22 protein-coding genes are annotated in these 24,416 nt (G+C 65.9%); 6 read left to right on the plus strand and 16 right to left on the minus strand.

Going from position 1 to position 24,416, the window contains the following annotated elements; genetic code table 11:
* The first annotated feature begins 261 nt into the window (after positions 1–261).
* The gene (locus IB236_RS04560; RefSeq protein WP_192419129.1) at positions 262–1,785 is read left to right on the plus strand and encodes an aldehyde dehydrogenase family protein; all 1,524 of its coding nucleotides are present in this window, start codon (positions 262–264) and stop codon (positions 1,783–1,785) included.
* 181 nt (positions 1,786–1,966) lie between these two features.
* The gene (locus tag IB236_RS04565) at positions 1,967–2,344 is read left to right on the plus strand and encodes a DUF779 domain-containing protein (RefSeq protein WP_192419131.1); all 378 of its coding nucleotides are present in this window, start codon (positions 1,967–1,969) and stop codon (positions 2,342–2,344) included.
* A gap of 102 nt (positions 2,345–2,446) precedes the next feature.
* Here the strand turns inward: IB236_RS04565 and IB236_RS04570 are convergent, their stop codons facing one another.
* Positions 2,447–4,417 (minus strand): methyl-accepting chemotaxis protein, encoded by a 1,971-nt coding sequence (locus IB236_RS04570; RefSeq protein ID WP_192419133.1) that lies wholly within the window; start codon positions 4,415–4,417, stop codon positions 2,447–2,449.
* A gap of 323 nt (positions 4,418–4,740) precedes the next feature.
* Here IB236_RS04570 and IB236_RS04575 point away from each other — a divergent pair, with 323 nt between their 5' ends.
* Together IB236_RS04575 and IB236_RS04580 are read left to right on the plus strand one after the other, a co-directional pair.
* Positions 4,741–5,181 (plus strand): acyl-CoA thioesterase, encoded by a 441-nt coding sequence (locus tag IB236_RS04575; RefSeq protein WP_099731809.1) that lies wholly within the window; start codon positions 4,741–4,743, stop codon positions 5,179–5,181.
* Positions 5,178–6,149, plus strand: coding sequence for an EamA family transporter (locus IB236_RS04580; protein ID WP_192419135.1), 972 nt, complete (start codon positions 5,178–5,180; stop codon positions 6,147–6,149). The genes IB236_RS04575 and IB236_RS04580 overlap by 4 nt, the downstream gene beginning before the upstream one ends.
* A gap of 48 nt (positions 6,150–6,197) precedes the next feature.
* On the opposite strand, the gene IB236_RS04585 is transcribed toward IB236_RS04580, so the two are convergent.
* From IB236_RS04585 to def, 12 genes are all read right to left on the minus strand, one after another.
* A complete protein-coding gene (locus IB236_RS04585) occupies positions 6,198–7,190 on the minus strand; it encodes a succinylglutamate desuccinylase/aspartoacylase family protein (RefSeq protein ID WP_192419137.1) in 993 nt (330 codons plus the stop codon).
* Positions 7,187–8,161: a tripartite tricarboxylate transporter substrate binding protein gene (locus IB236_RS04590; RefSeq protein WP_192419139.1), complete on the minus strand. Its 975-nt coding sequence runs from the start codon at positions 8,159–8,161 to the stop codon at positions 7,187–7,189. The genes IB236_RS04585 and IB236_RS04590 overlap by 4 nt, the downstream gene beginning before the upstream one ends.
* Before the next feature lie 169 nt (positions 8,162–8,330).
* Positions 8,331–9,230, minus strand: a complete 900-nt coding sequence (locus IB236_RS04595; protein ID WP_192419141.1) for a LysR family transcriptional regulator — start codon at positions 9,228–9,230, stop codon at positions 8,331–8,333.
* A gap of 99 nt (positions 9,231–9,329) precedes the next feature.
* Positions 9,330–10,154 carry an orotidine-5'-phosphate decarboxylase gene (gene pyrF / locus IB236_RS04600; RefSeq protein ID WP_116748285.1) on the minus strand — a complete coding sequence of 275 codons (825 nt, stop codon included), beginning with the start codon at positions 10,152–10,154 and terminating at the stop codon, positions 9,330–9,332.
* A 185-nt stretch (positions 10,155–10,339) separates the two neighbouring features.
* The gene (locus tag IB236_RS04605; protein ID WP_056742900.1) at positions 10,340–10,897 is read right to left on the minus strand and encodes a FlgO family outer membrane protein; all 558 of its coding nucleotides are present in this window, start codon (positions 10,895–10,897) and stop codon (positions 10,340–10,342) included.
* On the minus strand, positions 10,894–11,580 hold the full coding sequence (locus IB236_RS04610; RefSeq protein WP_060985874.1) for a hypothetical protein: 687 nt from the start codon (positions 11,578–11,580) through the stop codon (positions 10,894–10,896). Before IB236_RS04610 ends, IB236_RS04605 begins: the two co-directional genes overlap by 4 nt.
* Positions 11,581–11,796: 216 nt before the next feature.
* On the minus strand, positions 11,797–12,996 hold the full coding sequence (locus tag IB236_RS04615) for a phosphoglycerate kinase (RefSeq protein WP_056742896.1): 1,200 nt from the start codon (positions 12,994–12,996) through the stop codon (positions 11,797–11,799).
* Between the two features lie 83 nt (positions 12,997–13,079).
* Positions 13,080–13,415: an AzlD domain-containing protein gene (locus IB236_RS04620; protein ID WP_192419143.1), complete on the minus strand. Its 336-nt coding sequence runs from the start codon at positions 13,413–13,415 to the stop codon at positions 13,080–13,082.
* On the minus strand, positions 13,412–14,185 hold the full coding sequence (locus IB236_RS04625; RefSeq protein WP_369817443.1) for an AzlC family ABC transporter permease: 774 nt from the start codon (positions 14,183–14,185) through the stop codon (positions 13,412–13,414). Before IB236_RS04625 ends, IB236_RS04620 begins: the two co-directional genes overlap by 4 nt.
* Before the next feature lie 47 nt (positions 14,186–14,232).
* Positions 14,233–15,207 (minus strand): methionyl-tRNA formyltransferase, encoded by a 975-nt coding sequence (gene fmt, locus IB236_RS04630; protein WP_192419145.1) that lies wholly within the window; start codon positions 15,205–15,207, stop codon positions 14,233–14,235.
* Positions 15,208–15,269: 62 nt separating this feature from the next.
* The gene (locus IB236_RS04635) at positions 15,270–15,776 is read right to left on the minus strand and encodes a hypothetical protein (RefSeq protein ID WP_192419147.1); all 507 of its coding nucleotides are present in this window, start codon (positions 15,774–15,776) and stop codon (positions 15,270–15,272) included.
* The gene (def, locus tag IB236_RS04640) at positions 15,776–16,285 is read right to left on the minus strand and encodes a peptide deformylase (RefSeq protein ID WP_056067873.1); all 510 of its coding nucleotides are present in this window, start codon (positions 16,283–16,285) and stop codon (positions 15,776–15,778) included. The genes IB236_RS04635 and def overlap by 1 nt, the downstream gene beginning before the upstream one ends.
* A gap of 199 nt (positions 16,286–16,484) precedes the next feature.
* Here def and IB236_RS04645 point away from each other — a divergent pair, with 199 nt between their 5' ends.
* Both IB236_RS04645 and dprA read left to right on the plus strand, forming a co-directional pair.
* Positions 16,485–17,687: a LysM peptidoglycan-binding domain-containing protein gene (locus IB236_RS04645; protein WP_192419149.1), complete on the plus strand. Its 1,203-nt coding sequence runs from the start codon at positions 16,485–16,487 to the stop codon at positions 17,685–17,687.
* Between the two features lie 79 nt (positions 17,688–17,766).
* Entirely contained in the window at positions 17,767–18,933 is a 1,167-nt protein-coding gene (gene dprA, locus IB236_RS04650; RefSeq protein ID WP_192419157.1) for a DNA-processing protein DprA, read from the plus strand.
* A 127-nt stretch (positions 18,934–19,060) separates the two neighbouring features.
* Here dprA and IB236_RS04655 read toward each other — a convergent pair whose 3' ends face one another.
* From IB236_RS04655 to secD, 3 genes are read right to left on the minus strand one after another with little or no spacing between them, the layout of a single operon-like run.
* Positions 19,061–21,457 (minus strand): DUF1631 domain-containing protein, encoded by a 2,397-nt coding sequence (locus IB236_RS04655; protein ID WP_192419159.1) that lies wholly within the window; start codon positions 21,455–21,457, stop codon positions 19,061–19,063.
* A gap of 17 nt (positions 21,458–21,474) precedes the next feature.
* Entirely contained in the window at positions 21,475–22,425 is a 951-nt protein-coding gene (secF, locus tag IB236_RS04660) for a protein translocase subunit SecF (protein ID WP_099731795.1), read from the minus strand.
* Between the two features lie 12 nt (positions 22,426–22,437).
* Positions 22,438–24,321, minus strand: a complete 1,884-nt coding sequence (gene secD / locus IB236_RS04665) for a protein translocase subunit SecD (protein WP_099731794.1) — start codon at positions 24,319–24,321, stop codon at positions 22,438–22,440.
* Positions 24,322–24,416 lie beyond the last annotated feature (95 nt).

Genomic DNA, 24,416 nt, shown 5'->3' on the forward strand with positions numbered 1-24,416 from the left:
TGGCGGGCTCGACGGCGTGGGGCAAGGGTGTGGGCGCACGCGGTGTGCCAACTGTTCCATTTCGTGACAGGTGTCGCGGCCCGGCACACCACGATGCGGGCGGCTGCAACAGGTGTCCGCCCTGGACGGCCGAAAAAAAACCAATGAAATCAACACTTCGCGCGCCGTGGCCTGCTGGCATGTGTTTTGAGTAAGGGGTTGGCATCGGACAGGCTCCACCGAGTCCGCCCGATGCACACAACCATCGCAGGAGACAACACCATGACCGTTTACGCAGCCCCCGGCGCCGCTGGCGCCAAGATCACCTACAAGCCCCGTTACGACAACTTCATCGGCGGCAAATTCGTGCCGCCCGTCAAGGGCCAGTACTTTGATGTCATCACGCCCGTGAGCGGCAAGGTCTACACCCAGGCCGCGCGCTCCACGGCCGAAGACATCGAACTGGCCCTGGACGCCGCGCACGCCGCCGCCGACAGCTGGGGCAAGACCGATGCCGCCACGCGCGCCAACATCCTGCTCAAGATCGCCAACCGCATCGAAGAAAACCTGGAGCGCCTGGCCTACGCCGAGACCGTGGACAACGGCAAGGCCATTCGCGAGACGCTGAACGCCGACATCCCGCTCACCGTGGACCACTTCCGCTACTTTGCGGGCTGCGTGCGTGCGCAAGAAGGCGCCTTGAGCAACATCGACGAGAACACGGTGGCGTACCACATCCAGGAACCGCTGGGCGTGGTGGGCCAGATCATTCCGTGGAACTTCCCCATCCTGATGGCCGCCTGGAAGCTGGCACCCGCGCTGGGCGCGGGCAACTGCGTGGTGCTCAAGCCTGCAGAGTCCACCCCCATCTCCATCCTGATCCTGGTCGAGCTGATTGCCGACCTGCTGCCGCCCGGCGTGCTCAATATCGTCAACGGTTTTGGCCGCGAGGCGGGCATGCCGCTGGCGCAGAGCAAGCGCATCGCCAAGATCGCGTTCACCGGTTCCACCAGCACCGGCCGCGTGATTGCGCAGGCCGCTGCCAACAACCTGATCCCCGCCACGCTGGAGCTGGGCGGCAAGAGCCCCAACATCTTCTTTGCCGATGTGATGGACAAGGACGATGCGTTTCTGGACAAGGCGATTGAAGGCCTGGTGCTGTTTGCGTTCAACCAGGGCGAGGTCTGCACCTGCCCGAGCCGCGCGCTGATCCAGGAAAGCATCTACGACCAATTCATGGAGCGTGTCTTGAAGCGCGTGGCCGCCATCAAGCACCAGAACCCGCTGGACACCGACAGCATGATGGGCGCGCAGGCCAGCAAAGAGCAGCTCACCAAGATCCTGAGCTACCTGGACCTGGGCAAGCAGGAAGGCGCCGAAGTGCTCGCCGGTGGTGGCCAGGCCCACCTGGGTGGCGACCTGGAAGGCGGCTACTACGTGCAGCCCACGCTGTTCAAGGGCCACAACAAGATGCGCATCTTCCAGGAAGAGATCTTTGGCCCCGTGCTGGCCGTGACCACCTTCAAGGACGAAGCCGAAGCCCTGGCCATTGCCAACGACACGCTGTACGGCCTGGGCGCCGGTGTGTGGAGCCGCAACGGCAATGTGGCCTACCGCATGGGCCGCGCGATCAAGGCCGGCCGTGTGTGGACCAACTGCTACCACGCCTACCCCGCGCATGCGGCGTTTGGCGGCTACAAGGAGTCGGGCATTGGGCGTGAGACGCACAAGATGATGCTGGACCACTATCAACAGACCAAGAATTTGCTCGTCAGCTACAGCGAAAACAAGCTCGGCTTCTTCTGATCTGGGGTGGCGGTCCAAAAACCGCCCCTGGCGTCGTTGCTCCTTCTGGCCGTGGCGCTGCCACTGTCTGCGACGGAGGCGCCTAGCCAGAGACGGTTTGTGAACCGCTGGAAACGTTTCTACTGACGCGGCTCGTTGTTCCAACTGGCCGCGTTTTTTGCATTGCACGCTGGAGACAACCATGGTCGAAAAAGTCATCGCCACCCCTGCCGCGCTGGAGCTGGTGGCCTTTCTGCAAGCAAAGCATGGCCCTGCGCTCATGTTTCACCAGAGTGGCGGCTGCTGCGACAACAGCGCGGCCAACTGCTATCTGCCGGGTGAGATCACGATGGGCGCAGGCGATGTGTACCTGGGCGACATCGGTGGCTGCCCGTTCTACATCGGGCGCGCGCAGTACGAGACCTGGAAGCACACGCAGCTCATCATCGATGTGATCGAAGGCACGGGCGGCACGTTTTCGCTGGAGGGGCCGGAGGGCAAGGCCTTTCACACGCGCTCGCGGGTGTTCACCGACGCCGAGCTGACCGAACTGGGCATCGCGCACGGGCCTGCGGCGTGACCCCCCGGGGGCTGTACGGCCCTCCATGACGCCCCTTCATGCCCGCTCCTGCGCATTTCGGGTCATTCAGACCGGTAGCGCTAGTGCAATATGCCGCTGCAGCTATTGAATTCGTAGCACGCCTGCGGCCGTGCGCCCGCCGCCATCGTCCCCCAGGCGGAACACCGACACCACGTGCACCAGGTCTTCGGCCTGGTTCTTGAGGCTGCTGGCGGCGGCGGCCATCTCTTCGACCAGTGCAGCGTTCTGCTGGGTCACCTGGTCCATCTGCGTCACGGCCTCGCCCACCTGGGCCACGCCCAGGGACTGTTCGTGGCTGGCGGCGCTGATCTCGCCCACGATGTCGGTCACGCGGCGGATGGCGCCCACCACCTCGCTCATCGTGGCACCGGCGCGGTCCACCAGGGCGCTGCCCTGGGCCACGCGCTCCACGCTGGCGCTGATGAGCGTCTTGATCTCGCGCGCGGCCTCGGCACTGCGCCCGGCCAGGCTGCGCACCTCGCTTGCCACCACCGCAAAGCCCCGGCCTTGCTCGCCCGCGCGGGCCGCCTCCACCGCGGCGTTCAGCGCGAGGATGTTGGTCTGGAACGCGATGGAGTCGATCACGCCGATGATGTCGGAGATCTTCTGCGACGAGGCGTTGATGCCGTGCATGGTGTCCACCACCTGCGCCACCACTTCACCGCCCTGCACGGCCACGGTGCTGGCATTGGCGGCCAGCTGGCTGGCCTGCTGGGCACTGTCGGCGTTCTGGCGCACGGTGGCGTTGAGCTGCTCCATGGACGCGGCGGTTTCTTCCAGCGCGCTGGCCTGGCTCTCGGTGCGGGCCGACAGGTCGGTGTTGCCCTGGGCAATCTGCACGCTGGCGGTGGCCACGCTTTCTGACCCGCTGCGCACGTTGCGCACCACCTGCGTGAGTTGTGTGCGCATCTGCTGCAAGGCCTCCAGCAACTGACCCACCTCGTTGGTGCCATGGGCAATGGGGGCGCCGCTCAGGTCTCCCTGCGCCACGGCGCGTGACAGCGCCACGGCCTGCGACAGCGGCCCGGTCATGGAGCGCACGAACACCAGCGCCATCGCACTGGTGGCCGACAGCGTGATGACCAGGGCCAGCGCCACCCACAGCAGGTTGCGCTGCAGCCCCGCCACGCGCGCCTGCAGCGCCTGGTCCAGGCTGGTCATCGACAGGTTGTTGAGCGCGTTCAGCGCCTCGATGGTGCGGGTGAACGCGTCAAAGTAATCCTTGGACGGCAGCTGCAGCTCCGTGGCGTTGAGGATGTCGCGCTCCACCATCTGCAGCGACTGCTGGATCTGCCCTTGCACGGCCTGCACGCTGCTGCCCAGCGCGCGCTGCAGCTCGGCGTTGCCCTGCAAGGCGCGGTCCAGCCCCCGGAAGGTGTCGCCCTGCAGTTCGGCCACGCGCTGCTGCAGCACCAGCAGCTGGCCCTTGCCCTGGGGCGTGAGCTCGCGCTTGCCCAAGGCGCTGGCGCCCTGGGCGCGCAGCATGCCCAGCTTTTCTCCCAGCATGGGGGCTTGGGCCAGCGACGCCTGCACCAGCGCGTGGGTGTCGGCCTCGGGGTCGATCTGCAGGCCATAGGCATGCACCAGCGCCTCGTTGAGTTGCAGCAGCGTTGCGATGAGCTGGGTGTGCTGCGCCGTGCTTTGCACCTGTTCGATGCTGCGCGCGGCCACGGCCTGTTCCAGGGTGCGCCAGGTCTGCTGCGCCTGGGTCCAGGCCGCCATCTGCGCCGCAGGCACCTTGGCGGCGGCAAAGCGGGCGCTCACGTCGTCCAGGGCGGTGTTGACCGCATCGCGCGCGGCGGGGCGGCGCGCGGCCAGCGACTCATCGCCGCCCAGCATGCCCACCGACAGGCCCCGGTGCACCTGCATGCGCTGCACCAGGTGCGTGAGTGCCTGGGCAGGGGCCACGCCCTGCGCCTCCAGGCGCGCATGGTCGATGGCGTGGAGGGAGTCGCGCACCACCAGGTAGGTGGGCAAGGCGCTCATCATGAGCCCGATGGTCCCCAGAATGAGGAATTTTTCGAGCAGGTTCAAACGGTGAAGCAATGACATGGCAGTGGGCGCAGGCAACGCGGCGTGCGCAATGGAATAGGCCCCAGGGGCGGGTGTCGGCACCGCCGACTGGACAGCAGCCCTCTCAAGAACGTGTGAACGATCTCGCAGGGGATCACCGACACGCTCTGAAGGCCAAACGGAATGGTTCTCAATGTAGGGACGTGTCCGCAGTAGGGTTTTGACTCAGGTCAAGTCACGCAGAGCTTCCCCGCCCGTGGCGGGACGGCCGGCATCGGGCTGTGTGCCGGTGCGCAGAGGGGCTACGGCCGCCGGGGCGCTGGAGAATAATGAACACATCCCCATCCTTTGGAGCCCCTGGCATGCACTCGATCACCCTGCGTTTCCTGGCGTCCCAGTCCACCCTGCCTCAGGCGGGCCGCGTACCCGGTGGCACGGTGCTGCGCTGGGTGGATGAGGCTGGATTTGCCTGCGCCAGCGCCTGGGCCCAAGGGGATTGCGTGACCGAATTTGTGGGCGGCGCCCACTTTGTGCGCCCTATCCGGCCGGGCAATCTGGTCGAGGTGCACGCGCGCCTGGCTTACACCACCGACACCAGCATGTGCCTGGCGGTGGAGGTGCGCAGCGGCGCCGTACACGGCGCGCCGCTGGAGGACGTGGTGCACTGCGTGGCCGTGTACACCGCCGTGGATGCCAGCGACCAGCCGCGCACCGTGGACAAATGGAGCCCCGAGACGCCCGGCGACATTGCACTGGCCCAGCGTGTGAAGGCGCACATCGACGCAGCGCGCGCGGCGCAATGACCGGCGCAGCACAGGCCGCACCCGCGACCAGCCCGCTGCGGGCGCGCGACCTGCTTGCGGCGCTGGTGGTGGTGATCCTCTGGGGCGTGAACTTTGTGGCGATGAAGTGGGGGCTGCGCAGCTTCAGCCCGTTCCAGCTGGGTGCCGCGCGCTACCTGTGCGCGGCCCTGCCCCTGGTGCTGCTGGTGCGCCCGCCACGCATGCACTGGCGCTGGGTGCTGCTGTTCGGCTTGTTCCAGGGCGTGGGGCAGTTCGGCTTTTTGTTCATCGGGCTCAAGGTGGGCATGACGGCCGGGCTGGCCAGCGTGCTGCTGCAGACCCAGGTGTTCTTCACGGCGCTGCTGAGCTTTGCGCTGTTGCGTGAGCGGCCGGGGCTGCCGCTGCGCGTGGGCATGGGGCTGGCCGCACTGGGGCTGGTGTGTTTTGCGATGAACTATGTGGGCCCGGGCTCCGGCATGGGGGTGGCGGTGGCCACCACGCTGGCGGGCCTGCTGCTCACGCTGTGTGGCGCGGCCATGTGGGCATCGTCCAACATCGTGGCGCGGCTGGCGCAGCAGCACAGCCCGGGGTTTGATCCCTTGGCCTTTGTGATCTGGAGCAGCCTGGTGCCGGTGCTGCCGTTCATGGCGCTGTCCGCCCTGTTCGACCCTGACGCCGCGCGCTGGCTGCAGTGGCAGACGCTGGCCAGCGTGCCGCTGCTGTCATGGGCCGCCGTGGCCTACCTGGGCTGGGCCGCCACCATCGTGGGCTACGCGCTGTGGACCAACCTGCTGCAGCGCTACCCCGCCAACCGCGTGGCGCCATTCAGCCTGGCGGTGCCGGTGGTGGGCCTCACCGCAGGCTGGCTGCTGCTGGACGAGGGCGTGGCGCCCTGGCAGTGGGCGGGCATTGCGCTGGTGGTGGCCGCGCTGGCCTGTGTGGTGCTGGGGCCCAGACTACAAGCCAAAATGGCCGGTAGCGCTGGTTGAATATGCCACAGCAGCTATCAATTGGATAGCATTCAGCCGCAGCACCGGCTACAGCAACCTGCGCCGCGCAAAGCGCACCACGGTCACCCCGGCACGTGCCTGGCGCACCGAGGGCATGACCAGCACGCAGTCGTCGTACGGAGTGACCACCGGCACGCCGTCGTTGTCACCAATCACCGTGCCCGCCTTCTCGAACACTTCCAGGCCCGTATACGGCGCCACGAAGCGGAAGGCGCTGCTGGTGGCGACCACGGGGCCGGTCACCTCCAGCGCCCACTGGCGCGGTGCGTCAGGCAGGCGCCAGCCGGGCAGCTGCTGCGCCAGCGCGTCGGCGCTCAGGGCACCGGACTGTTCGACAAAGCGCACACACTGGTCCTGCGCCACGGCGCGGCTGGCCGGGTCGCCATGGAAGCCACATTCGATGAGCAGCGAGCGGGTGCCGTTGTCGTCCAGGTCGCCAAACCGGCCGTAGTCACGCATGCGCACGCCGTCCTTGTGGCCGGCGTCCACCACGATGTGTTCGGGCGAGCGCATGGCACGCGCCAGCGCCAGGTTGCGCGGCTGGATGCCAGTGAGCAGCAGCGGCGCCGAGGGCTCGTGCATGGAATGGATGTCGAGCAGCCAGTCGGCCTGCGCCACCCACGGGCGCAGTGCGGCGGCGCGGCGGCGCTCGTTGGTGTTGGCCGCGTCGATGCGCTCGTCCAGCCACTGGCGGTTGAGGTCTTCGTCGGTGAAGCGCGAGGCGTCGTGGTTGCCGGGGTCAAACCGGTCGAAGGCGTCGAGGTTGCAGAACGCAAGCGTGAGCGTGCCCTGCTGCGGGCGCACACCGGCGTCGAGCAGGCCTTTGAGCGCCCAGGCGCCGCACAGCTCGTTGCCATGCACCAGGGCGCTGATCATCACGTGGCGGCCGGGCCGGCCCGAGTCGAAGTGCCACACGCCTTCGGTGCCGGTGTTGCCAACACGCCAGGCGCCGATGTCGGGGGCGGGCAGCGCAAACACCAAGGGTTGCACGGATGCGCGGGGAAGAGTGCTGCTGCTCATTCTTCGATCTTGGCGAATTCAACAATCTTCTTGTACTTGGCCACTTCGGTGGTCAGGAACTGGTCGATGTTCACGGTGGGCGAGGCCACGGTGGACCCGCTGGCTTCCATCTTCTTGCGGAAGTCCGGCGATTGCAGGCTGTCGGCCAGAGCCTTCTTGAGCTTGTCGGTCACCGGCTTGGGCAGGTTGGCCGGTGCCATGAGCGCAAACCACACGCTGATGTCCACGTTCTTGTACTGCGGCGACTCGGCCAGCGCCGGGATGTCGGGTGTGGTGGCAGAGCGCTTGGCCTCGGTGGTGCCCAGTGCAATCACCTTGCCGCTCTTGATGTGCGGCAGGCCGCTGGAGAGCACGAACACGCCGTACTCCAGGTTGTTGCCCATGAGGTCGCTGGTGAGCGGCGCCACGCCCCGGTAGGGGATGTGCGTCATGAACAGCTTGCCTTGCTCCTTCACGGCCTCGCCCGCCAAGTGCAGCGCCGTGCCCACGCCCGAGCTGCCGTAGCTGAACTTGCCAGGGTTCTTGGACACCTTCTGCGTGAACTCCGCCATGTTCTTGACGCCCGCGCCGGTGGAGGCCACCAGCACCAGCGGCTGGGAGGCAATGAGACCGATGGCGGTGAAGTCCTTGATGTCGTACTTGACCTTCTTGGTCACGAGCTTGTTGATGGCGATCTCGTTGTTGGCGCCCACCAGCAGGGTGTAGCCGTCAGGTCCGGCGTTGGCCACCTTCTGCGCGCCGATCGCGCCACCGGCACCGCCCAGGTTCTCGATCACCACCGGCACGCCGAGCTTGTTGCCCAGCTCGGTGGCCACGGTGCGCGCGGTCAGGTCGGTGCTGCCGCCGGGCGGGTAGCCCACCACGATGGTGATGGGTTTGCTGGGGTAGGCGTCTTGCGCGATGGTAGGGACAGCGAGAACGGCCAGGCCGCACAGCAGTGCAGCACGGCGCAGGGGGTGGGCGGTGGTCATGGTGAAACTCCTTGGCAAAGGCGTGGGGCTGAATGGGGCGGGTGAGATATGGATTGGATTGTGAAAAACCGGCTCCTGGCTGTTGGTGCCAAAACGGCACCAGGTCGTGCTGATTCACCATGTCGGCCGCGGGGAAACCCGCAGGTCTCTCACGGTGGACACACACTCATCAGCGCTGCGCCAGGGCCTTCCACAGTGCCTCGGCCAGCGGCCCCAGACGGCGCTTGGGGCGGTACAGGCGCACGTCAAAACGCACCTCCATGCGGGCGTCACCCGCCAGCGCGAGGCGCTGGGCCTTGCAGTCGGCAAACACCATGGACCAGGGCAGCCACGCAACGCCCAGGCCTTTTTGCACGTATTCGTAGTGGGCGTCGGCCGAGTCGCACTCCACCACGCGCTGCAGCCGGGGCGCATGGGGGTTGTGCGCCAGGTGGTCTTCCACCAGCCGCCCCAAGGCCAGCTGGGGGGCGTAGGCCAGGTAGGGCACCAGCGTGGCGTCGGGCCCGAACCGGTGCAACGCCTGCCCCTGCGCCGTGGCGCGCGAGACGGGCACCAGCCGGTCGGAGGCCACCGTCAGGTGCGTGAACTGCCGCGCATCGAGACGGATGGCCAGGGCCGGGTGGTGGTACACGAGCGAAAAATCAGCCTCGTTGCGCTCCAGCATGCCCACGGTGTCGGCCAGCGCCCGGGTGCGAATGCACAGCTCGCCGCCTTGCAAAATGGGCTGCAGGCGCACCAGCCAGTCGGCCACCACGGTGCGCGCCAAGGTGCGGCCCGTGGCCAGGGTCACGGTGCGGGCCTGCCGCCCGGCCAGGCTTTGCAGCTCCTCGTGCGACTGGGTGAGGTTGCGCACCATTTGCCCGGCGGTGTCCAGAAAACTTTGCCCGGCGGACGTGAGGGTGACGGGGCCGCCGCTACCGCGCTCCACCAGCGGCGTGCCTGCCCAGGCCTCCAGCGCGCGGATGCGCCGGCCAAACGCGGGGTGGGTGACATGCCGCAGCTCCGCCGCGCGGGTGAAGCTGCGCTCCTGCGCCAGCACGATGAAGTCTTCCAGCCATTTCAACTGCATCGTCGGCTCCTGGAGGGGCGGCTGTCCGGTCGGTGGGCTGGTGCCTGGGCTGTGCCGGCCCCGTTAGAGGACCAGACACCGCGGTCGGAGTGAGAGGGCTCAGCCCCGGGCAGCTTCCAGAACGCCTCGGGTGCGCATGGCTTCGGCACGCGCAGCCGCAGCAAAGTCCTCGCCTTTGGACGCGTAAAGAATGGCCCGCGACGAGTTCACGATGATCGGCCCGTCACTGCGCAGCCCGGCGCGCACGGTGGCGGCGGCATCACCACCCTGGGCACCCACGCCCGGAATCAGCAGCGGCAGCGTGGGCGCGATGGCACGCACGCGCTCGATCTCCTGCGGGTAGGTGGCGCCCACCACCAGGCCAAGCTGGCCGTTCTTGTTCCAGGGGCCTTGCGCCAGACGCGCCACATGCTCGTACATGAGCGGCTGGCCCTCGACGCTGGCCAGGCGCTGGGTCTGCAGGTCGTCGCCGCCGGGGTTGGACGTGCGGCAGAGCAAAAACGCGCCCTTGCCGTGGTAGGCCAGATAGGGCTCGATGGAGTCGAAGCCCATGAAGGGCGACAGCGTGACGGCATCGGCACCGTAGCGCTCGAAGGCCTCCTTGGCGTACTGCTCGGCCGTGGAGCCGATGTCGCCGCGCTTGGCGTCCAGGATCACCGGCACCTGCGGTGCGTTGGCCCGCATGTGCTGCATCAGGCGCTCGAGCTGGTCCTCGGCACCATGCGCGGCAAAGTAGGCGATCTGGGGCTTGAAGGCACACACCAGGTCGGCGGTGGCGTCCACGATGGCCGCGCAAAAGTCATAGATCTTGCGGGGGTCGCCCTGCATCGCGGCGGGAAACCGCGTGGGTTCAGGGTCCAGGCCCACGCACAGCAGGGAGTTGTTCTGTGCCGTGGCGTCGCGCAGCATGTCGGTGAAGTTCATGGGGCGTGATTTTAGGTGGGTGGGCACGGGATGCCCCCGCCGGGGATCGTGATCGTCGAGGAGAGGCTCTGCGAAGCGGAGGTTTCGGGCACCCCGGGGTGTGCCGATGGGCAACAAAAAAGGCCGTCGAGACGGCCTTTTTGCGGTAGCACAGGGAGCAACAAGTCCCTGGTGAGAACGAAAGATCAGCGGGGCACAGCCAACAGGCGTTGCACGTCGCGGTCGTTGGGCAGCGCGTAGTCGTAGCCACGCACGATGCGGCTGTCTTCGGTGCGCACCAGCTTCAGGCTCACGTAGGTGTAGTTGGCGGCCGCCGAGTAGGTACCCACCAGCACCAGCGAGGCGTTGTGGTTGCGGGCAATGTCCTTGATCTCACGCGACAGCAGCAGCTCGCCCTGGCCTTCGCGCACGAACACGTCACCGCGCAGCTTGATTTCCTTCACGTTGAAGCCGCTGGCAGCCATGCTGGTGGCGTACTGCTCGGACAACGTGCGGCCCAGCGGGGCGGCGCGGCTGAGGTCGTTGACGTTGACCACGGTGGCCACGAGCACGGGCCCGCCACCCAGCGAGTTCATGTCGAAACCGGTGGTCAGCTTGGTCACCGCGTCGCGGCTGCTCTGGATGAACTGGCTGCTGGCGGCTTCCTGGTAGGTGGGCTCGACGCGCACCGGCGCAGCGTTGTTGGCGCAACCGGCCAGCACCACGCCGGCCAGCACCGTCAGAAGAAGTGCGGGGGTTTTCATTGCGAGACAACCTTCATGTTGACGTTCTTGTACGAGGGGCGCGTGAACAATGGGGTGTCAGCGTTTTCCAGGTAGTACACGTCGGTCTTGCGGGCCAGGTACTGGCCGCCGCGCGTGACGGTGGTGGTCAGAATCAGCTCGGTGTTGGTCGGGCCACCGGAGTTGATGCTGTTGGCATAGTCGGCGGCGATCGACAGACCCAGGCCTGCGGCCAGCTGGGCGTCGATGTGCTCATGGCGCAGGCCGTAGGCGGCAAACAGGCCTGCAGCCAGCATGGTGAACTGACCAGGGATGAAATGCGGGCGGTCGCTGTTGTGACGCACGACCTGGATACCGTAGGAGACTTCCAGGGCCTGGCCCAGGTTCTGCTGCACCACGGCGCCGTTCTGGACCAGTTTGGTGATCAGGAACTCGCGGAAGGCGGTTTCAAACTGCGTGGCATTGGCGGGCAATGACACATGCAGGGGGGTGTTGGGGGCCACGCCGGCCTTGTCCAGGGTGCCCAGCGTCTGATTGACCACATCGCGCGAGACCAGGTCCCAATGTCCGGCGGAGCGAACCTTGGGCTGCGAGGTGTACTCGAAATTTTCCGCGACGGGAATAGGCGCCCTCTGTGCGCACCCCACCAAAGTTGCCACAGCGCCAGCCAGCACGGCCAAGCTGATTGCCTTTGAAAACGACATGATTCCCTCCTACGGACTGAATTTGCGAGGATCCGAACAGATGCGACCCGCACGATTGAAAAATAATTCTGGGCGGTATCCTCAACAAAAACAAGAAAAAATTACGCTAACTACGCTCCGGCGTACACAGTTCGTTGTTTTTGGTCACAGTTGTGTGCCGATGCAAGGCGTGTAAGCAGGCAGAGCCACCTTTGCGATGGCCCGCCTTGCATTTGCTTACACGGAAGCGGCTGCGCGCTGCTCCAGGATGTCGAAAGCGGGCAGCTTTTTGCCTTCCAGCACTTCCAGGAAAGCGCCGCCACCGGTGGAGATGTAACCCACCTGTTTGTCGATGCCGTACTTGGCAATGGCGGCCAGCGTGTCGCCACCGCCGGCGATGCTGAAGGCCGAGGATTCGGCAATCGCCTTGGCGAGTTGCTTGGTACCGTTCTCAAAAGCGGCAAACTCGAACACGCCCACGGGGCCATTCCAGACGATGGTGCCAGCAGACTTGAGCTGGGCCGCGAGGCGGGCAGCAGTCTCGGGCCCGATGTCCAGGATCATGTCGTCGGGCGCCACGTCCGTGGCGGCCTTCACCGTGGCGGGGGCATCCGCAGCAAATGTCTTGGCCACGACCACGTCCGTGGGGATCGGCACCTCGGCGCCACGCGCCTTCATGGCAGCCATCACGGACTTGGCGGCGTCCAGCAGATCGGGCTCAGCCAGACTCTTGCCGATGGGCAGGCCTGCCGCCAACATGAAGGTATTGGCAATGCCACCGCCCACGATGAGCTGGTCCACCTTGTCGGCCAGGCTTTGCAGGATGGTGAGCTTGGTGGACACCTTGGAGCCCGCCACGATGGCCGCCAGCGGGCGCTGAGGATGGGCCAGGGCCTTGGTCAGGGCATCGATCTCGGCCGACAGCAGCGGGCCGGCGCAGGCGATGGGGGCGTACTGGGCGATACCGTAGGTGGTGCCTTCGGCGCGGTGGGCGGTGCCAAACGCGTCGTTCACGAAGATGTCGCACAGCGCGGCCATCTTGCGTGCCAACTCCTCTTTGTTTTTCTTCTCGCCCACGTTCAGGCGGCAGTTTTCCAGCAGCACGATCTGGCCGGGGGCCACTTGCACACCGTCCACCCAGTTGGCGACCAGCGGCACTTCACGGCCCAGCAGTTCGGCCATGCGCTGGGCCACGGGGGCCAGGGAGTCCTCGGGTTTGAATTCGCCTTCAGTCGGGCGGCCCAGGTGGCTGGTGACCATGACGGCGGCACCGGCGTCCAGCGCCATGCGGATCGCGGGAATGGAGGCACGGATGCGGGTGTCTTCAGTGATGTTGCCGGCATCGTCTTGCGGCACGTTCAGGTCGGCGCGGATGAAGACGCGCTGGTTGCGGGCCTTGCCCTGGGCGCACAGATCGGAAAAGCGAAGGATGTTCATGGGGGAAGGTTTCCTGGAGGGGCCGGTGGATCAGGGGCGCCATTTTAGGCGGCCCTGCTGACGCGGCCGGCCGCCGCCAGCACCTACCAGCCCCATCCGATGTGCAGTGGCAGATACACCGCCATGCCCACCACAATGGTGCCCAGGATGCCCCGGCGCCAGAAGTAATACACGCTGGCGAACAGCACGGCCGGCAGGCGTGCGTCCATGAAGGTGTCGATCAGCTCGCCCTGCACCATGAGGATCTCGGGTGCAATGACGGCGGTGAGCGCGGCCAGCGGGGCATATTTGAGGCCCCGCTTGAGCCAGTCGGGCAGGGGCAGCTCACGCTCCGGGATCATGAAGAAGGAGCGCGACACCACCGTGATCACCGCCAGGCCCACAGTGGCCAGCAAGGGATAGATCCAGGACCAGCTCATGGGTGGCGCTCCTCGCGCAGCGGCACCACATCGCCCGCCTCGACATGCTCGCGCTCCTCGGGCGGCATGACGCTGTCAGCGGGCACCAGCAGCAACTCGGGTTGGCGACGGCGGCGGTCCACGGCCTCCATCAGCAGTCCCGCGGCCACGGCGGCCGCCAACGCCACCAGGATGTTGAGCTTGAGCGGCAAGGCAAACGCAGCAATCGCTGCAGTGGCCGCAACGCCCGTGGCGAGCCAGGTGGCCCGGTCGAACAGCAGGGACAGCAGCACGCCCAGCAAGGCCAGCACCCCCGCAAAACCCAGCCCCCAGGACAGGGGCACCGCGTTGGCCAGCAGGATGCCGGCGATGGACGGCACCTGCCAAGCCAGCCAGTTGGTGGAGGCCGCGCCCCAGAAATACGGCACCTGCTCCGGGGCCGGCCGGGGTTCCGGAAAGCGCTTCATGAACGCCACATAGATCACGTCCCCGCTGAAATACCCCACGGCCAGGCGCTGGCGAAGCGGCAGGTGCGCAAAGTAGCTGCGCCACATGCTGCTGAAAATCACAAACCGCAGGTTGACGCAGGCGGCCGTGAGCCACACCACCCACAGCGGCGCGCCCACGGACAGCAGCGGAATGACGGCGAGCTGGGCGCTGCCGGCATACACCAGCAGCGACATGAACACGGCCATGCCGACCGACATGCCACTTTTGACCATGGCCACCCCGGTGACCAGCCCCCAGGCTGCAATGCCCAGCGAGGTACCGGCCATGTCGATGGCGGCCATTCGGAAGGAGGGGTGGCGCAGTGTCCGGCCCAGCGCAGCAGACACGCTCATGCAGGGTTTGCGCCCAGCACCATGCCCGGCTGCAGGTCAAAGCCGCGCAAGAAATCAGCCGCCGCCAGCCGCTTGCCACCCGCCCGCTGCAGCGTGGTCAGGCGCAACGCCGTGCCGCTAGCGCATGCGACGGTCACTCCCGCGCCATCCGCAGCCAAAATCTGCCCGGAGCGCTGGTCGGATTTGCCTTGAACGCTATCAATTGCATAGCTCCAGATCTTGATCGTCTCGCCGTTGCACTCGGTGCTGGCCCCCGGGAAGGGATCGAACGCGCGAATGCGCTGGCCAATGACTGCGGCAGGCAGTGTCCAGTCGATCGTGCTCTCGGCCTTTTCGATCTTGTGGGCGTAGGTGATGCCGTCTGCCGGTTGCGGCACGGCAGTGAGGCCACCGCAGGCGGCCAGCTCCAGCGCCTCGACGATCATGCGACCCCCCAGCGCGGCCAGGCGGTCGTGCAGGGTGACTGTCGTATCGCCCGGGGCAATAGGCAGGCGCTCGGTCAGCAGCATGTCGCCCGTGTCCAGCCCTGCATCCATCTGCATGATGGTGACTCCGGTTTCGGCATCGCCTGCCTCGATGGCGCGGTGGATGGGGGCGGCGCCGCGCCAGCGCGGCAGCAGGCTCGCGTGGATGTTCAGGCAGCCCAGGCGCGGTAGATCCAGGGTCCACTGCGGCAGGATCAGCCCGTAGGCGGCCACGACCATCACATCGGCCTGGGCTGCGAGCAGGGCTTCGCGCGCTGCAGCGGCATCCTCGGGGTATTTGCCATCCAGGCGCAGGCTGCGGGGCTGTGCGACAGCAATGCCGTGCTCCAGTGCGCATTGCTTCACAGGCGAGGCCTGCAGCTTCATGCCACGGCCAGCGGGGCGATCCGGTTGCGTCAGGACCAGTGGAACGGTGAAGCCTGCAGACAACAGCCGCTCCAGGGCCACACGGGCGAATTCGGGGGTACCAGCAAAAATGACTCTCATGAAAGCAGATAGCGGCTCAGGTGGGCGCGGGACTCAGTGGCCCAGCGGGACCACCCATCCAGTCAATCGCGCGCGTTGTCAAAATTCGGCGGTTCGTCGGTGAACAACACCTGGCGCACCCCCCCTTGGCGATCCAGGTGCACATGGGCCTGTCGCAGGTCCGAGTTCTGCCGGAAGCGGTAGGTCCAGATATCACCATCAAAGCGCGCCACCTGCTCGACACGCAAGGGCATTCCGAAGGTGTTTTGCAGGTCGGCACGGGTCCAGGTGCCCACGGGTAGGTTCTCGAATCGCTGCTGCGTGAGCACCTGCTCGTTGCGCACCAGCCGGCCGCTGGCATCAAAGTCGAGGTTGTAGGCGGCAAACCCGGCGGGTAATTCCGAGTACAGCAGCCGCTCGCCTGAGGGCAGCGCTATCGTGGCGGTTGGCGGGCCCAGGCGAGCGATCACTTCGGCCCGCAACGCGCCGGGCCGTTCGCGGGCCGGCAGCACACAGCCCGCCAAATGGCAAGCCAGCGCCACCAGCGCCAGCACTCTGACGCCCCGGCGGACGCAGAGCGCTGCGCGCATCACCCGCGCGCCTCCCGCTGCTGCTTGACCATCTTGGTCTTGATGCGGTTGCGCTTGAGGGGGGAGAGGTATTCCACAAACACCTTGCCCATCAGGTGGTCCATCTCGTGCTGGATGCAAACCGCCAGCAGTCCGTCGGCCTCGATGACGCGGGACTGGCCCTGAGCGTCCAGCGCGCGCACATGCACCGCGTCAAAACGCTCCACGCCGTCATAAATGCCAGGCACCGAGAGGCAGCCTTCTTCGTTCAGGTGCTTTTCGGCGCTGGTCCAGACCAGCTCGGGGTTGATCAGCACCAGGGGCTGGTCGCGCTCCTCCGACACGTCGATGACCACCAGCCGCTCATGCACATCCACCTGGGTGGCCGCCAGGCCAATGCCGTGTGCGTCGTACATCGTGGCCAGCATGTCGGCCACCAGCGTGCGAATGCGGTCGTCCACCGCCTGGACGGGGCGGGCGACCTTGTGAAGCCGGGGGTCCGGGTAACAGAGAATGGGAAGGATTGCCATGGCTGCAGGTAAGAGATGTCGCTATTTTCGCCACTTTTGCGGCCTACTGCCGCCTTGCGAGCCAATAATCGTTGCCGAATCAAGGGCTTGAGCAGAGAATCTAAGAAGCTTTGTAACGTATTTGCCCGGCCGCACGCCTGCTTTGTGCGCCGAGGTGCCAGCGAGGGGGCGTTTCCCAATGCATGAGAAAAGGAACAACATGACGGCATTCACCAGCGTGCGGCGGACCGCCCTGGGCGCGCTCACCATCATTGCTGGCGCCCTGCTGGTCATGCCGGCCCAGGCCCAGAACTACCCCATCTCCAGCGGCCAGCGCGCCACAGCACAGCAGGTGTCCGAGCGGGGTGTACCGCTGGAAGAGCTGGCGCCCAACGCCCCAGACACCTACACCGTGAAGCGGGGCGACACGCTCTGGGGCATTTCGGGCATGTATCTCAAGCGCCCATGGCGCTGGCCCGAGCTCTGGGGCATGAACCTCAAAGCCATTCCCAACCCGCACCTGATCTTCCCGGGCCAAACCCTGTACCTGATCAAGGAAGACGGTTATGCCCGGCTGAGCACCAGCCGCTCCAGCGAACCCGAAACCGTGCGCATCTCGCCCCGCACGCGCAGCGATAGCCTCGCTGATTCGGCGCTGCCCACACTCAAGCAGCACCTCATCGAGCCCTTCCTGGTCGAGCCCCTCGTGGTGGACGAGCAAGTGCTGTTGCGCGCCCCACGCGTGATCGCAACAACCGACGAGCGTGTGTTGATGGCGGCCGGCGACCGCGCCTATGTGCGTGGAGATGCGACGGCGCCCATGCTGGCCGAAGCGGGCGAGCCCCGTTACTACCGCGTGTTTCGCAATGCCGTAGCCCTCAAGGATCCCATCTCAGGCGAGGTGCTGGGATATGAGGCCCAGTACCTGGGCAAGGCGGAACTGGTGCGCGGCGAGTCGTTTGAGGAGATTCCGAATGGCAAGGGCGGATACACGGCGGAATATATCCCTGCCACTGTGGATCTCTCAGCCACCAAGGAGGACGTGCGCGCGGGAGACCGCCTCCTGCCAGCACCGGCCCGACCCTTCATGAGTTTCACCCCGCGAGCGCCCCAGATCGAAGTCGATGCGCGCGTAGTATCCATCTATGGCAGCTCTGCAGTGGCCTACGCGGGTCAGAATCAGGTGGTAGCCATCAACATGGGTTCGCAGGACGGGCTGGAGCCTGGCCATGTGCTCAGCCTGCTGACCAAGGGTGACCGCATCAAGGACATGACGGACGACAAGAAGGCGATGGTCAAGCTGCCCAGTGAAATCAACGGCACGGCCATGGTGTTCCGCACCTTCGAGCGCGTGTCCTATGTGCTGCTGCTGGAAATCCGCAACGGTGTGCGCGTAGGCGACCGCTTGCTCAACCCCAAGTAACGCTGAGGGCCCGCAGTTCCTATCGCCGCGCGGGGTTCCTTCGCTGCGGTAATCAGGCTGCCGCGCCGCATTGGTATCCATGGACCACGACGAGCTCGGCGCCTGGCTGCGGCTGACCTTAACGCCAGGCATTGGCAACGGTGCCGCGCGGCGACTGCTGGCACGCTTTGGCTTGCCGCAATCCATCTTTCAGCAGACCGAAGCCGCCCTGCAACTCTGTGTGCCCGCCGCGCAGGCCAAGGCGTTGCGCGAGATTCCGCAGGGGTGGGAAGCCCTGTGGCAGACCACCGCCCAATGGCTTGCCAGTGCTGTGCCACAAGGCCCCGCGCGCGCCATCGTGAGCCTGGGCGACCTGCGCTATCCGCAGGCCTTGCTGGACACGGAAGACCCACCGCTGCTGCTCTACCTCATGGGCCCGGCATCACTGCTGGAGCACCAGCCTTTTCCCAGCGATCGCTGCCTGGCTGTGGTCGGGAGCCGCAACCCCACCGCCCAGGGCGCAGAGAATGCTCGCCTGTTTGCCCGGGCGCTGCACAGCGCAGGCTTGACCATCGTGTCGGGGCTTGCGCTGGGGGTAGACGCTGCCGCCCATGAAGGTGCGCTGGACTCGGCGACGCCCCCTTGCGCAAGGGCCGCCACCATCGCCGTGGTGGGCACCGGGCTCGACCGCGTGTATCCGCGCAAGAATCTGGACTTGGCCCATCGCATTGCAGCACTCGGACTGATCGTCAGCGAGTACCCCCTGGGTACTCCACCGCTGCCAGGTAACTTTCCCAAACGCAACCGCATCATTTCGGGCCTTTCGCAGGGCACGCTGGTGGTGGAAGCCGCACTGGCATCGGGCTCGCTGATCACAGCCCGCATGGCGGCCGAGCAGGGGCGTGAAGTGTTTGCCATTCCAGGTTCCATTCATGCACCGCAGTCACGCGGCTGTCATGCGCTGATCCGTCAAGGCGCCAAGCTGGTGGAGTCTGCCCAGGATGTACTGGAAGAACTCAAGATCCCCGCCACCACTATGTCCGGCCTGCCCCACGAAGGCGCGAACGCCGTGGGAGTCGCTGTATCGGACGGCAGCGAAGACCCCGTGCTCGCCGCCTTGGGCTACGACCCCATGGGGCTGGATGCTCTGGTCGCCCGCACGGGCATGGGCGCATCGGCCTTGCAGGTGGCCCTGCTGGAACTGGAACTCGACGGCAGCATTGCGCGGTTGCCGGGGGGGTTGTTTCAGCGGGTCGGCAGGGGCTAGCTGATCGCTCCGGGATCGCCCGGGGCCAGAGGAGCGCAACGGATGCCAACACGCATCCCGGATAAAAGCGCCTGTTGACGATCTCACAGGAGATCTCACACAGGCTCTGAGCAACGCCTGCGGGGGCTCAGTCCAGCAATCGTTCCGGGTTGGCGTCCAGCTTGGCCAGGGCATCGCGCGTGGCGCGCAGCGTGAGTCCTTCCTCGTCCTGGGCCACCAGCAAGCCAGCCTGCAGGTACGCCGCCAGGCGGCGCAACTGGATCAGGTAACTGCTGCCATCCACCGCAGCAAACAGGTGCAACTGCTTGCGCTGGCTTTGCCAGGCGTACTGCACCTGGGCCGATGCGCCGTTGTGGTCCAGCGTATACCAGGTGCCAGGCTGCAGATCCTGCGCCCAGGCCACCATGGCATCGTCCACCGGAGCACCGTTGTCAGCAATCACGTGGATGGACGAGGCGTCGATGCCGAGCATCATCTCGATGTTGTCCGCATTGAGCGGCATGTCACCCAGTGTGGCATCACTGATGAAGTCTTCGAGGTTGGCCAGGCGTTTGGCCATGGCATCGATGTGCGCCTGGGGAATGGACGCCGTCTTGGACAAAAAGGCGTCGGCCAGGGTGTCTGTCAACACTTTGACCTGCGCATCCTGCGCCGCGCCGTTCACGCCCAGCAGGGTCAGCCCTTGGCGCAGACGTTGCAGCAGCGCGGGCAGGTTCTGGATGACCTGGGCCCGGTCGCTGCGATTGGGTTTGGCGCTGGCGGCCCAGACGAGGTCTGCTGCCGTGCGCTTGAAGGCCACCGTGTCGGCATGTTGAGGGCCATCACGCACGGCCGACAGCGCCAGCACCTCGGCCCAGGTCTTGAACAGGAACTCGCGGATCTCGTCGCGCACCGGCATGTCGCGCAACATGGTGCGCAGCTCGATGGTGTACTGGATCGCCAGCGTTTCCCGTTGCTCGACCTGCTGGGCGACGCTCACCAGGCGCGAGGTGACCTGCTTTTCGGTCAGGAACTTGGCCAGGAATTTCTCGAACTCGTCATAGACGAGCTGGAAGACGCGGCGTCCGGTCTCGGGGTACTGCTCGATCACCTGCACCACACGGCGAATCTCGGCTTCCAACGCGCTGCCATTGATGCTGGTCGCGTCAAAACCGAGTACGCAGGCACCCATGCGGTCGATCAGCTTGCGGGCGGGATGGTCGAGATTGCTGAAAAATTCGGGCTCTGCCAAGGCCACACGCAGCACCGGCACCTGCAGCCGGGCAAACCACACCCGTACGGCGGGCGGTATCCGGTCCTCTGCGAGGATGCTCTGGAACATCAACGCCACCACCTCGATGATGGCCTTCTCGCCCGAGGTGGTCGCTTTCTTCTTGAGTTCGGTGGAGCGCTCCCGCACGGCGCCCACCAACTGGACCACGGCTGCAGGGCTGTAGTCCTCCATCAGCGTGGCCACGCCACTGTAGTAGGTGTCCGCATGCACGCGGTGCGCCGTGAGCGCATGGGCCAGCGCGGCCGAAGCGGGGGGCGCATTCACCATGTCAAAGCCGGTGGCGGGCTGCGTGAGCAGCCGCCGCAACTGCCCCATGACACCCTGCGCACGCTGGCGTGCCCGGGCGAGCGGCGTCATGCCCGTGGCAAAGGCCGTGGGCATTCCGTGTTGTGGCCGGGGGTAGCCGCCATGTCCGGGGGGCGGCATCTGCGTGCCCGGTGGCCCCATCGGCCGAGCCCCAGCGGGCATGCCGGGAGGCTGCTGCACACCTCCGCGCGCGGCCATCATGGCCTGGCGGGTCTGCGCCAGGGCCTGCGAAGCCAGGCCTCCAGAACCCGAATCGCCCCCGCCACTGCCCGTGGCGGTGCCCCCCTGCGTGCGGCGTACCTTGGATTTGAGATCGACCTGCGGCGTGATGCCCTGCTCTACGTAGAACACGTTGACCGCCTGGTAGTGCTTCTGAAGCAGGTTGGCCAGCTCGCGCTGCAGGGGGTCCACCACGGTTTGCAGGTCCGTGCGGGGTAGCCCTGCCTCCACCCATTGTTCCACCAGCAACAGGCATACGGTGTCGGGTCGCAGGATGTCGCCACTGTCTAGCTCCTGCCCCTCCAGCGACTGGGTGCGCTGGCGCAAGGTGTCGAACTGATGGCTGACCTGCTCGTTCACCGTCAACGCCATGCGCGAGGCGAGGATCTTGTTCTCGACCACATCGTCGCTGAGCAGCTCGAACTGACTGAGCCCACCACCAGCCGCCAGCTGGCCACGTGTAGAGCTGACGTGGGGAGCCAGCGCCTCTTGCCAGGCCTTGCCGGCGCGCTCCGTCCATGCGGAATGTTTTTGCTGGTACTGCAGCCACGCATCCCGGCGCGACTGCATCTCGCGGGCTGTACCCGTCTGGTTCATCAACGCGGTGAGGAAGTCCTGGACGGTCTTGTCCAGATCCACCAACCCTCCACAGATCCCCTCTACAAACCGCTGGCGCGCTTGGCGGGCCAGGCGGCGTTGCGGAACAGAAGGGGGCGTGGTGTGCATGAACAGATATTAGCGGGTCAGACGGTAGCTCCGGCATGGGGATCGTTGGGATCCCCCTCCTTTTTGGCGGGCTTGACGAGGTCCTCGCGCTTGACGCCCAGCCACATGGCAATAGCCGCCGCCACGAACACCGAGGAATAGATACCGAACAGGATACCGATGGTCAGCGCCAATGCAAAGTAGTGCAAGCTCGGGCCGCCAAAGAAGAACATCGACAGCACCATCGCCTCGGTGGAGGCGTGGGTGATGATGGTTCGACTCATCGTGCTGGTGATGGCGTGGTCGATCACCTCGTGCGTGGTCATCTTGCGGTACTTGCGGAAGGCCTCGCGGATCCGGTCGAAGATCACGACCGATTCGTTCACCGAGTAACCCAGCACTGCGAGCACGCCGGCGAGCACCGACAGCGAGAACTCCCACTGGAAGAACGCAAAGAAGCCCAGGATGATCACCACGTCGTGCAGGTTGGCAATGATTGCAGCGACGCCGAACTTCCACTCAAAGCGGAAGGCCAGGTAGATCACGATGCCCACGACCACCATGGCCAGCGCCATCAGGCCGCCGTGCACCAGTTCCTCGCCCACCTGCGGGCCTACAAATTCGGTGCGACGCAAGATCACTGCGGGGTCTGCAGCCTTCAAGGCGCCCAGCACCTGCTCGCTCTGCTGTGCGGACGTCACGCCCTTTTGCACGGGCAGGCGGATCATCACGTCACGCGAGGTGCCGAAATTCTGCACCTGCACGTCGGGGTAGCCCAGTGCGGCCACGGTGTCGCGGACCTTGGCCAGTTCGGCGGGCTGGCTGTAGGCCACTTCCATCACGGTGCCGCCCGTGAACTCCACCGACAGGTGCAGCCCACGCGTAAGCAGGAAGAACACCGCCAGAGCGAAAGTGATGAAGGAGATCGCGTTGAAGACCAACGCGTGCTTCATGAAAGGGATGTCTTTGCGGATACGGAAGAATTCCATGGTCTTCCTCCTTTAGTTTGTCTTGGCCACAGCACTATCGGACTCAGGCTTCCACACCTGACCGATGGCCACGCTCTTGAGCTTCTTCTTGCGGCCGTACCACAGGTTCACCAGGCCACGCGAGAAGAACACTGCCGAGAACATGCTGGTCAGGATGCCGATGCAGTGCACCACAGCAAAGCCACGCACCGGGCCGGAGCCAAATGCCAGCAGCGCCAAGCCCGCGATCAAGGTGGTCACGTTCGAGTCCAGGATGGTGGCCCAGGCACGCTCATACCCCGCGTGGATGGCCGCCTGGGGCGACACACCCTCGCGCAACTCTTCGCGGATGCGCTCGTTGATCAGCACGTTGGAGTCAATCGCCACCCCCAGCGCCAGCGCCATGGCAGCGATGCCGGGCAGCGTGAGCGTGGCCTGCAGCATGGACAAGATGGCCAGCAGCAGCAGCACGTTCACCGCCAGCGAGACGGTGGAGAAAATGCCGAACAGTGCGTAGTAGATGCACATGAACACCGCAATGGCCACCATGCCCCACACCACGCTGTGGATACCGCGCTCGATGTTGTCGGCGCCCAGGCTGGGGCCGATGGTGTATTCCTCGATGATTTCCATGGGCGCGGCCAGCGAGCCAGCGCGCAACAGCAGGGCGGTGTCGTTGGCCTCGGCCGTGGTCATTCGGCCCGAGATCTGCACGCGGCCGCCACCGATTTCGGAACGGATGACAGGGGCCGTTACGACCTCGCCCTTGCCCTTTTCGAACAGCACGATGGCCATGCGCTTGCCCACGTTCTCGCGCGTAATGTCCTTGAAGATGCGGGAGCCCTTGGCGTCCAGCGTGAGGTTGACAGTGGGTTCCTGCGTCTGGCCGTCAAAGCCCGGCTGCGCATCGGTCAGGTTTTCGCCGGTCAGGATGACCTGCTTCTTGACGATGACGGGCTGGCCGTTGCGTTCCAGGTAGCGCTCGGAGCCGAACGGCACGGGGCCACGGCCTGTCTCTGCAGAACGGGCTTCGGTGCCCTCGTCCACCATGCGCACTTCCAGCGTGGCGGTGCGGCCCAGGATGTCCTTGGCCTTGGCGGTGTCCTGCACGCCGGGCAGCTGCACCACGATGCGGTCCAGGCCCTGCTGCTGGATCACGGGCTCGGCCACGCCCAGCTCGTTGATCCGGTTGTGCAGCGTGACCATGTTCTGCTTGAGCGCCTGCTCCTGCACGCGGCGTGTGGCCTCGGGCTTGATCGAAGCGCGCAGCTTGAACTCAGTGCCTTCTGGCGTGGTGGTGACCTGGAGATCGGCGAACTGGTCGGCGATCAGGTTGCGCGCGGCCGTGGCCGTGGCTTCATCGCGCACCTTGATGTCGATGGACTGGCCATCGCGGCTGATGCCGCCGTGGCGGATGTTCTTGTCGCGCAGTGCCGTGCGGATGTCACCCGCATAGGACTCGGCCTTCTTGGTCAGCGCCGCCTGCATGTCCACCTGCAGCATGAAGTGCACGCCACCGCGCAGGTCCAGCCCCAGGTACATCGGATTGGCGTGCAGGGCCTTGAGCCACAGCGGCGAACGCGACACGAGGTTGAGGGCCACGATGTAGGAAGGGTCGTTGGCGTCAGGCACCAGCGCCTTCTGGATGGCGTCCTTGGCCTTGAGCTGGGTGTCGGGCGTGTCGAAACGCGCGCGCACCGAGTTGCCCTCCAGCGCCACAAAGTCAGGTGTCACACCGGCGGCCTTGAGGGCTTCTTCCACCCGCTGCTGCACGGCGGTATCCACCTTGATGGTGGCCTTGGCCGACGACACCTGCACAGCAGGCGCCTCGCCAAAGAAATTGGGCAGGGTGTACAAGGCCCCCACCAGCAGCACGATCACCAGGATCGCGTACTTCCAGACCGGATAACGGTTCATGATCGCGCTCTCACCTCAGTTGTGCTGGCGCCCTACGCGCCAGCGCCCCCTGACCCCGCGCCCGGACGGGCCGGGGCGCGCAGCGCCTCAGGGGG

Source organism: Acidovorax sp. ACV02, assembly GCF_014851475.1.
Lineage (GTDB): Bacteria > Pseudomonadota > Gammaproteobacteria > Burkholderiales > Burkholderiaceae_C > Acidovorax > Acidovorax delafieldii.

Excerpts from the sequence above, each read along its gene's own strand:
- IB236_RS04560 (WP_192419129.1), top strand. The coding sequence starts at position 262 with ATGACCGTTTACGCAGCCCCCGGCGCCGCTGGCGCCAAGATCACCTAC.
- IB236_RS04565 (WP_192419131.1), top strand. The coding sequence starts at position 1,967 with ATGGTCGAAAAAGTCATCGCCACCCCTGCCGCGCTGGAGCTGGTGGCC.
- IB236_RS04570 (WP_192419133.1), bottom strand. The coding sequence starts at position 4,417 with ATGTCATTGCTTCACCGTTTGAACCTGCTCGAAAAATTCCTCATTCTG.
- IB236_RS04575 (WP_099731809.1), top strand. The coding sequence starts at position 4,741 with ATGCACTCGATCACCCTGCGTTTCCTGGCGTCCCAGTCCACCCTGCCT.
- IB236_RS04580 (WP_192419135.1), top strand. The coding sequence starts at position 5,178 with ATGACCGGCGCAGCACAGGCCGCACCCGCGACCAGCCCGCTGCGGGCG.
- IB236_RS04585 (WP_192419137.1), bottom strand. The coding sequence starts at position 7,190 with ATGAGCAGCAGCACTCTTCCCCGCGCATCCGTGCAACCCTTGGTGTTT.
- IB236_RS04590 (WP_192419139.1), bottom strand. The coding sequence starts at position 8,161 with ATGACCACCGCCCACCCCCTGCGCCGTGCTGCACTGCTGTGCGGCCTG.
- IB236_RS04595 (WP_192419141.1), bottom strand. The coding sequence starts at position 9,230 with ATGCAGTTGAAATGGCTGGAAGACTTCATCGTGCTGGCGCAGGAGCGC.
- pyrF (WP_116748285.1), bottom strand. The coding sequence starts at position 10,154 with ATGAACTTCACCGACATGCTGCGCGACGCCACGGCACAGAACAACTCC.
- IB236_RS04605 (WP_056742900.1), bottom strand. The coding sequence starts at position 10,897 with ATGAAAACCCCCGCACTTCTTCTGACGGTGCTGGCCGGCGTGGTGCTG.
- IB236_RS04610 (WP_060985874.1), bottom strand. The coding sequence starts at position 11,580 with ATGTCGTTTTCAAAGGCAATCAGCTTGGCCGTGCTGGCTGGCGCTGTG.
- IB236_RS04615 (WP_056742896.1), bottom strand. The coding sequence starts at position 12,996 with ATGAACATCCTTCGCTTTTCCGATCTGTGCGCCCAGGGCAAGGCCCGC.
- IB236_RS04620 (WP_192419143.1), bottom strand. The coding sequence starts at position 13,415 with ATGAGCTGGTCCTGGATCTATCCCTTGCTGGCCACTGTGGGCCTGGCG.
- IB236_RS04625 (WP_369817443.1), bottom strand. The coding sequence starts at position 14,185 with ATGGCCGCCATCGACATGGCCGGTACCTCGCTGGGCATTGCAGCCTGG.
- fmt (WP_192419145.1), bottom strand. The coding sequence starts at position 15,207 with ATGAGAGTCATTTTTGCTGGTACCCCCGAATTCGCCCGTGTGGCCCTG.
- IB236_RS04635 (WP_192419147.1), bottom strand. The coding sequence starts at position 15,776 with ATGCGCGCAGCGCTCTGCGTCCGCCGGGGCGTCAGAGTGCTGGCGCTG.
- def (WP_056067873.1), bottom strand. The coding sequence starts at position 16,285 with ATGGCAATCCTTCCCATTCTCTGTTACCCGGACCCCCGGCTTCACAAG.
- IB236_RS04645 (WP_192419149.1), top strand. The coding sequence starts at position 16,485 with ATGACGGCATTCACCAGCGTGCGGCGGACCGCCCTGGGCGCGCTCACC.
- dprA (WP_192419157.1), top strand. The coding sequence starts at position 17,767 with ATGGACCACGACGAGCTCGGCGCCTGGCTGCGGCTGACCTTAACGCCA.
- IB236_RS04655 (WP_192419159.1), bottom strand. The coding sequence starts at position 21,457 with ATGCACACCACGCCCCCTTCTGTTCCGCAACGCCGCCTGGCCCGCCAA.
- secF (WP_099731795.1), bottom strand. The coding sequence starts at position 22,425 with ATGGAATTCTTCCGTATCCGCAAAGACATCCCTTTCATGAAGCACGCG.
- secD (WP_099731794.1), bottom strand. The coding sequence starts at position 24,321 with ATGAACCGTTATCCGGTCTGGAAGTACGCGATCCTGGTGATCGTGCTG.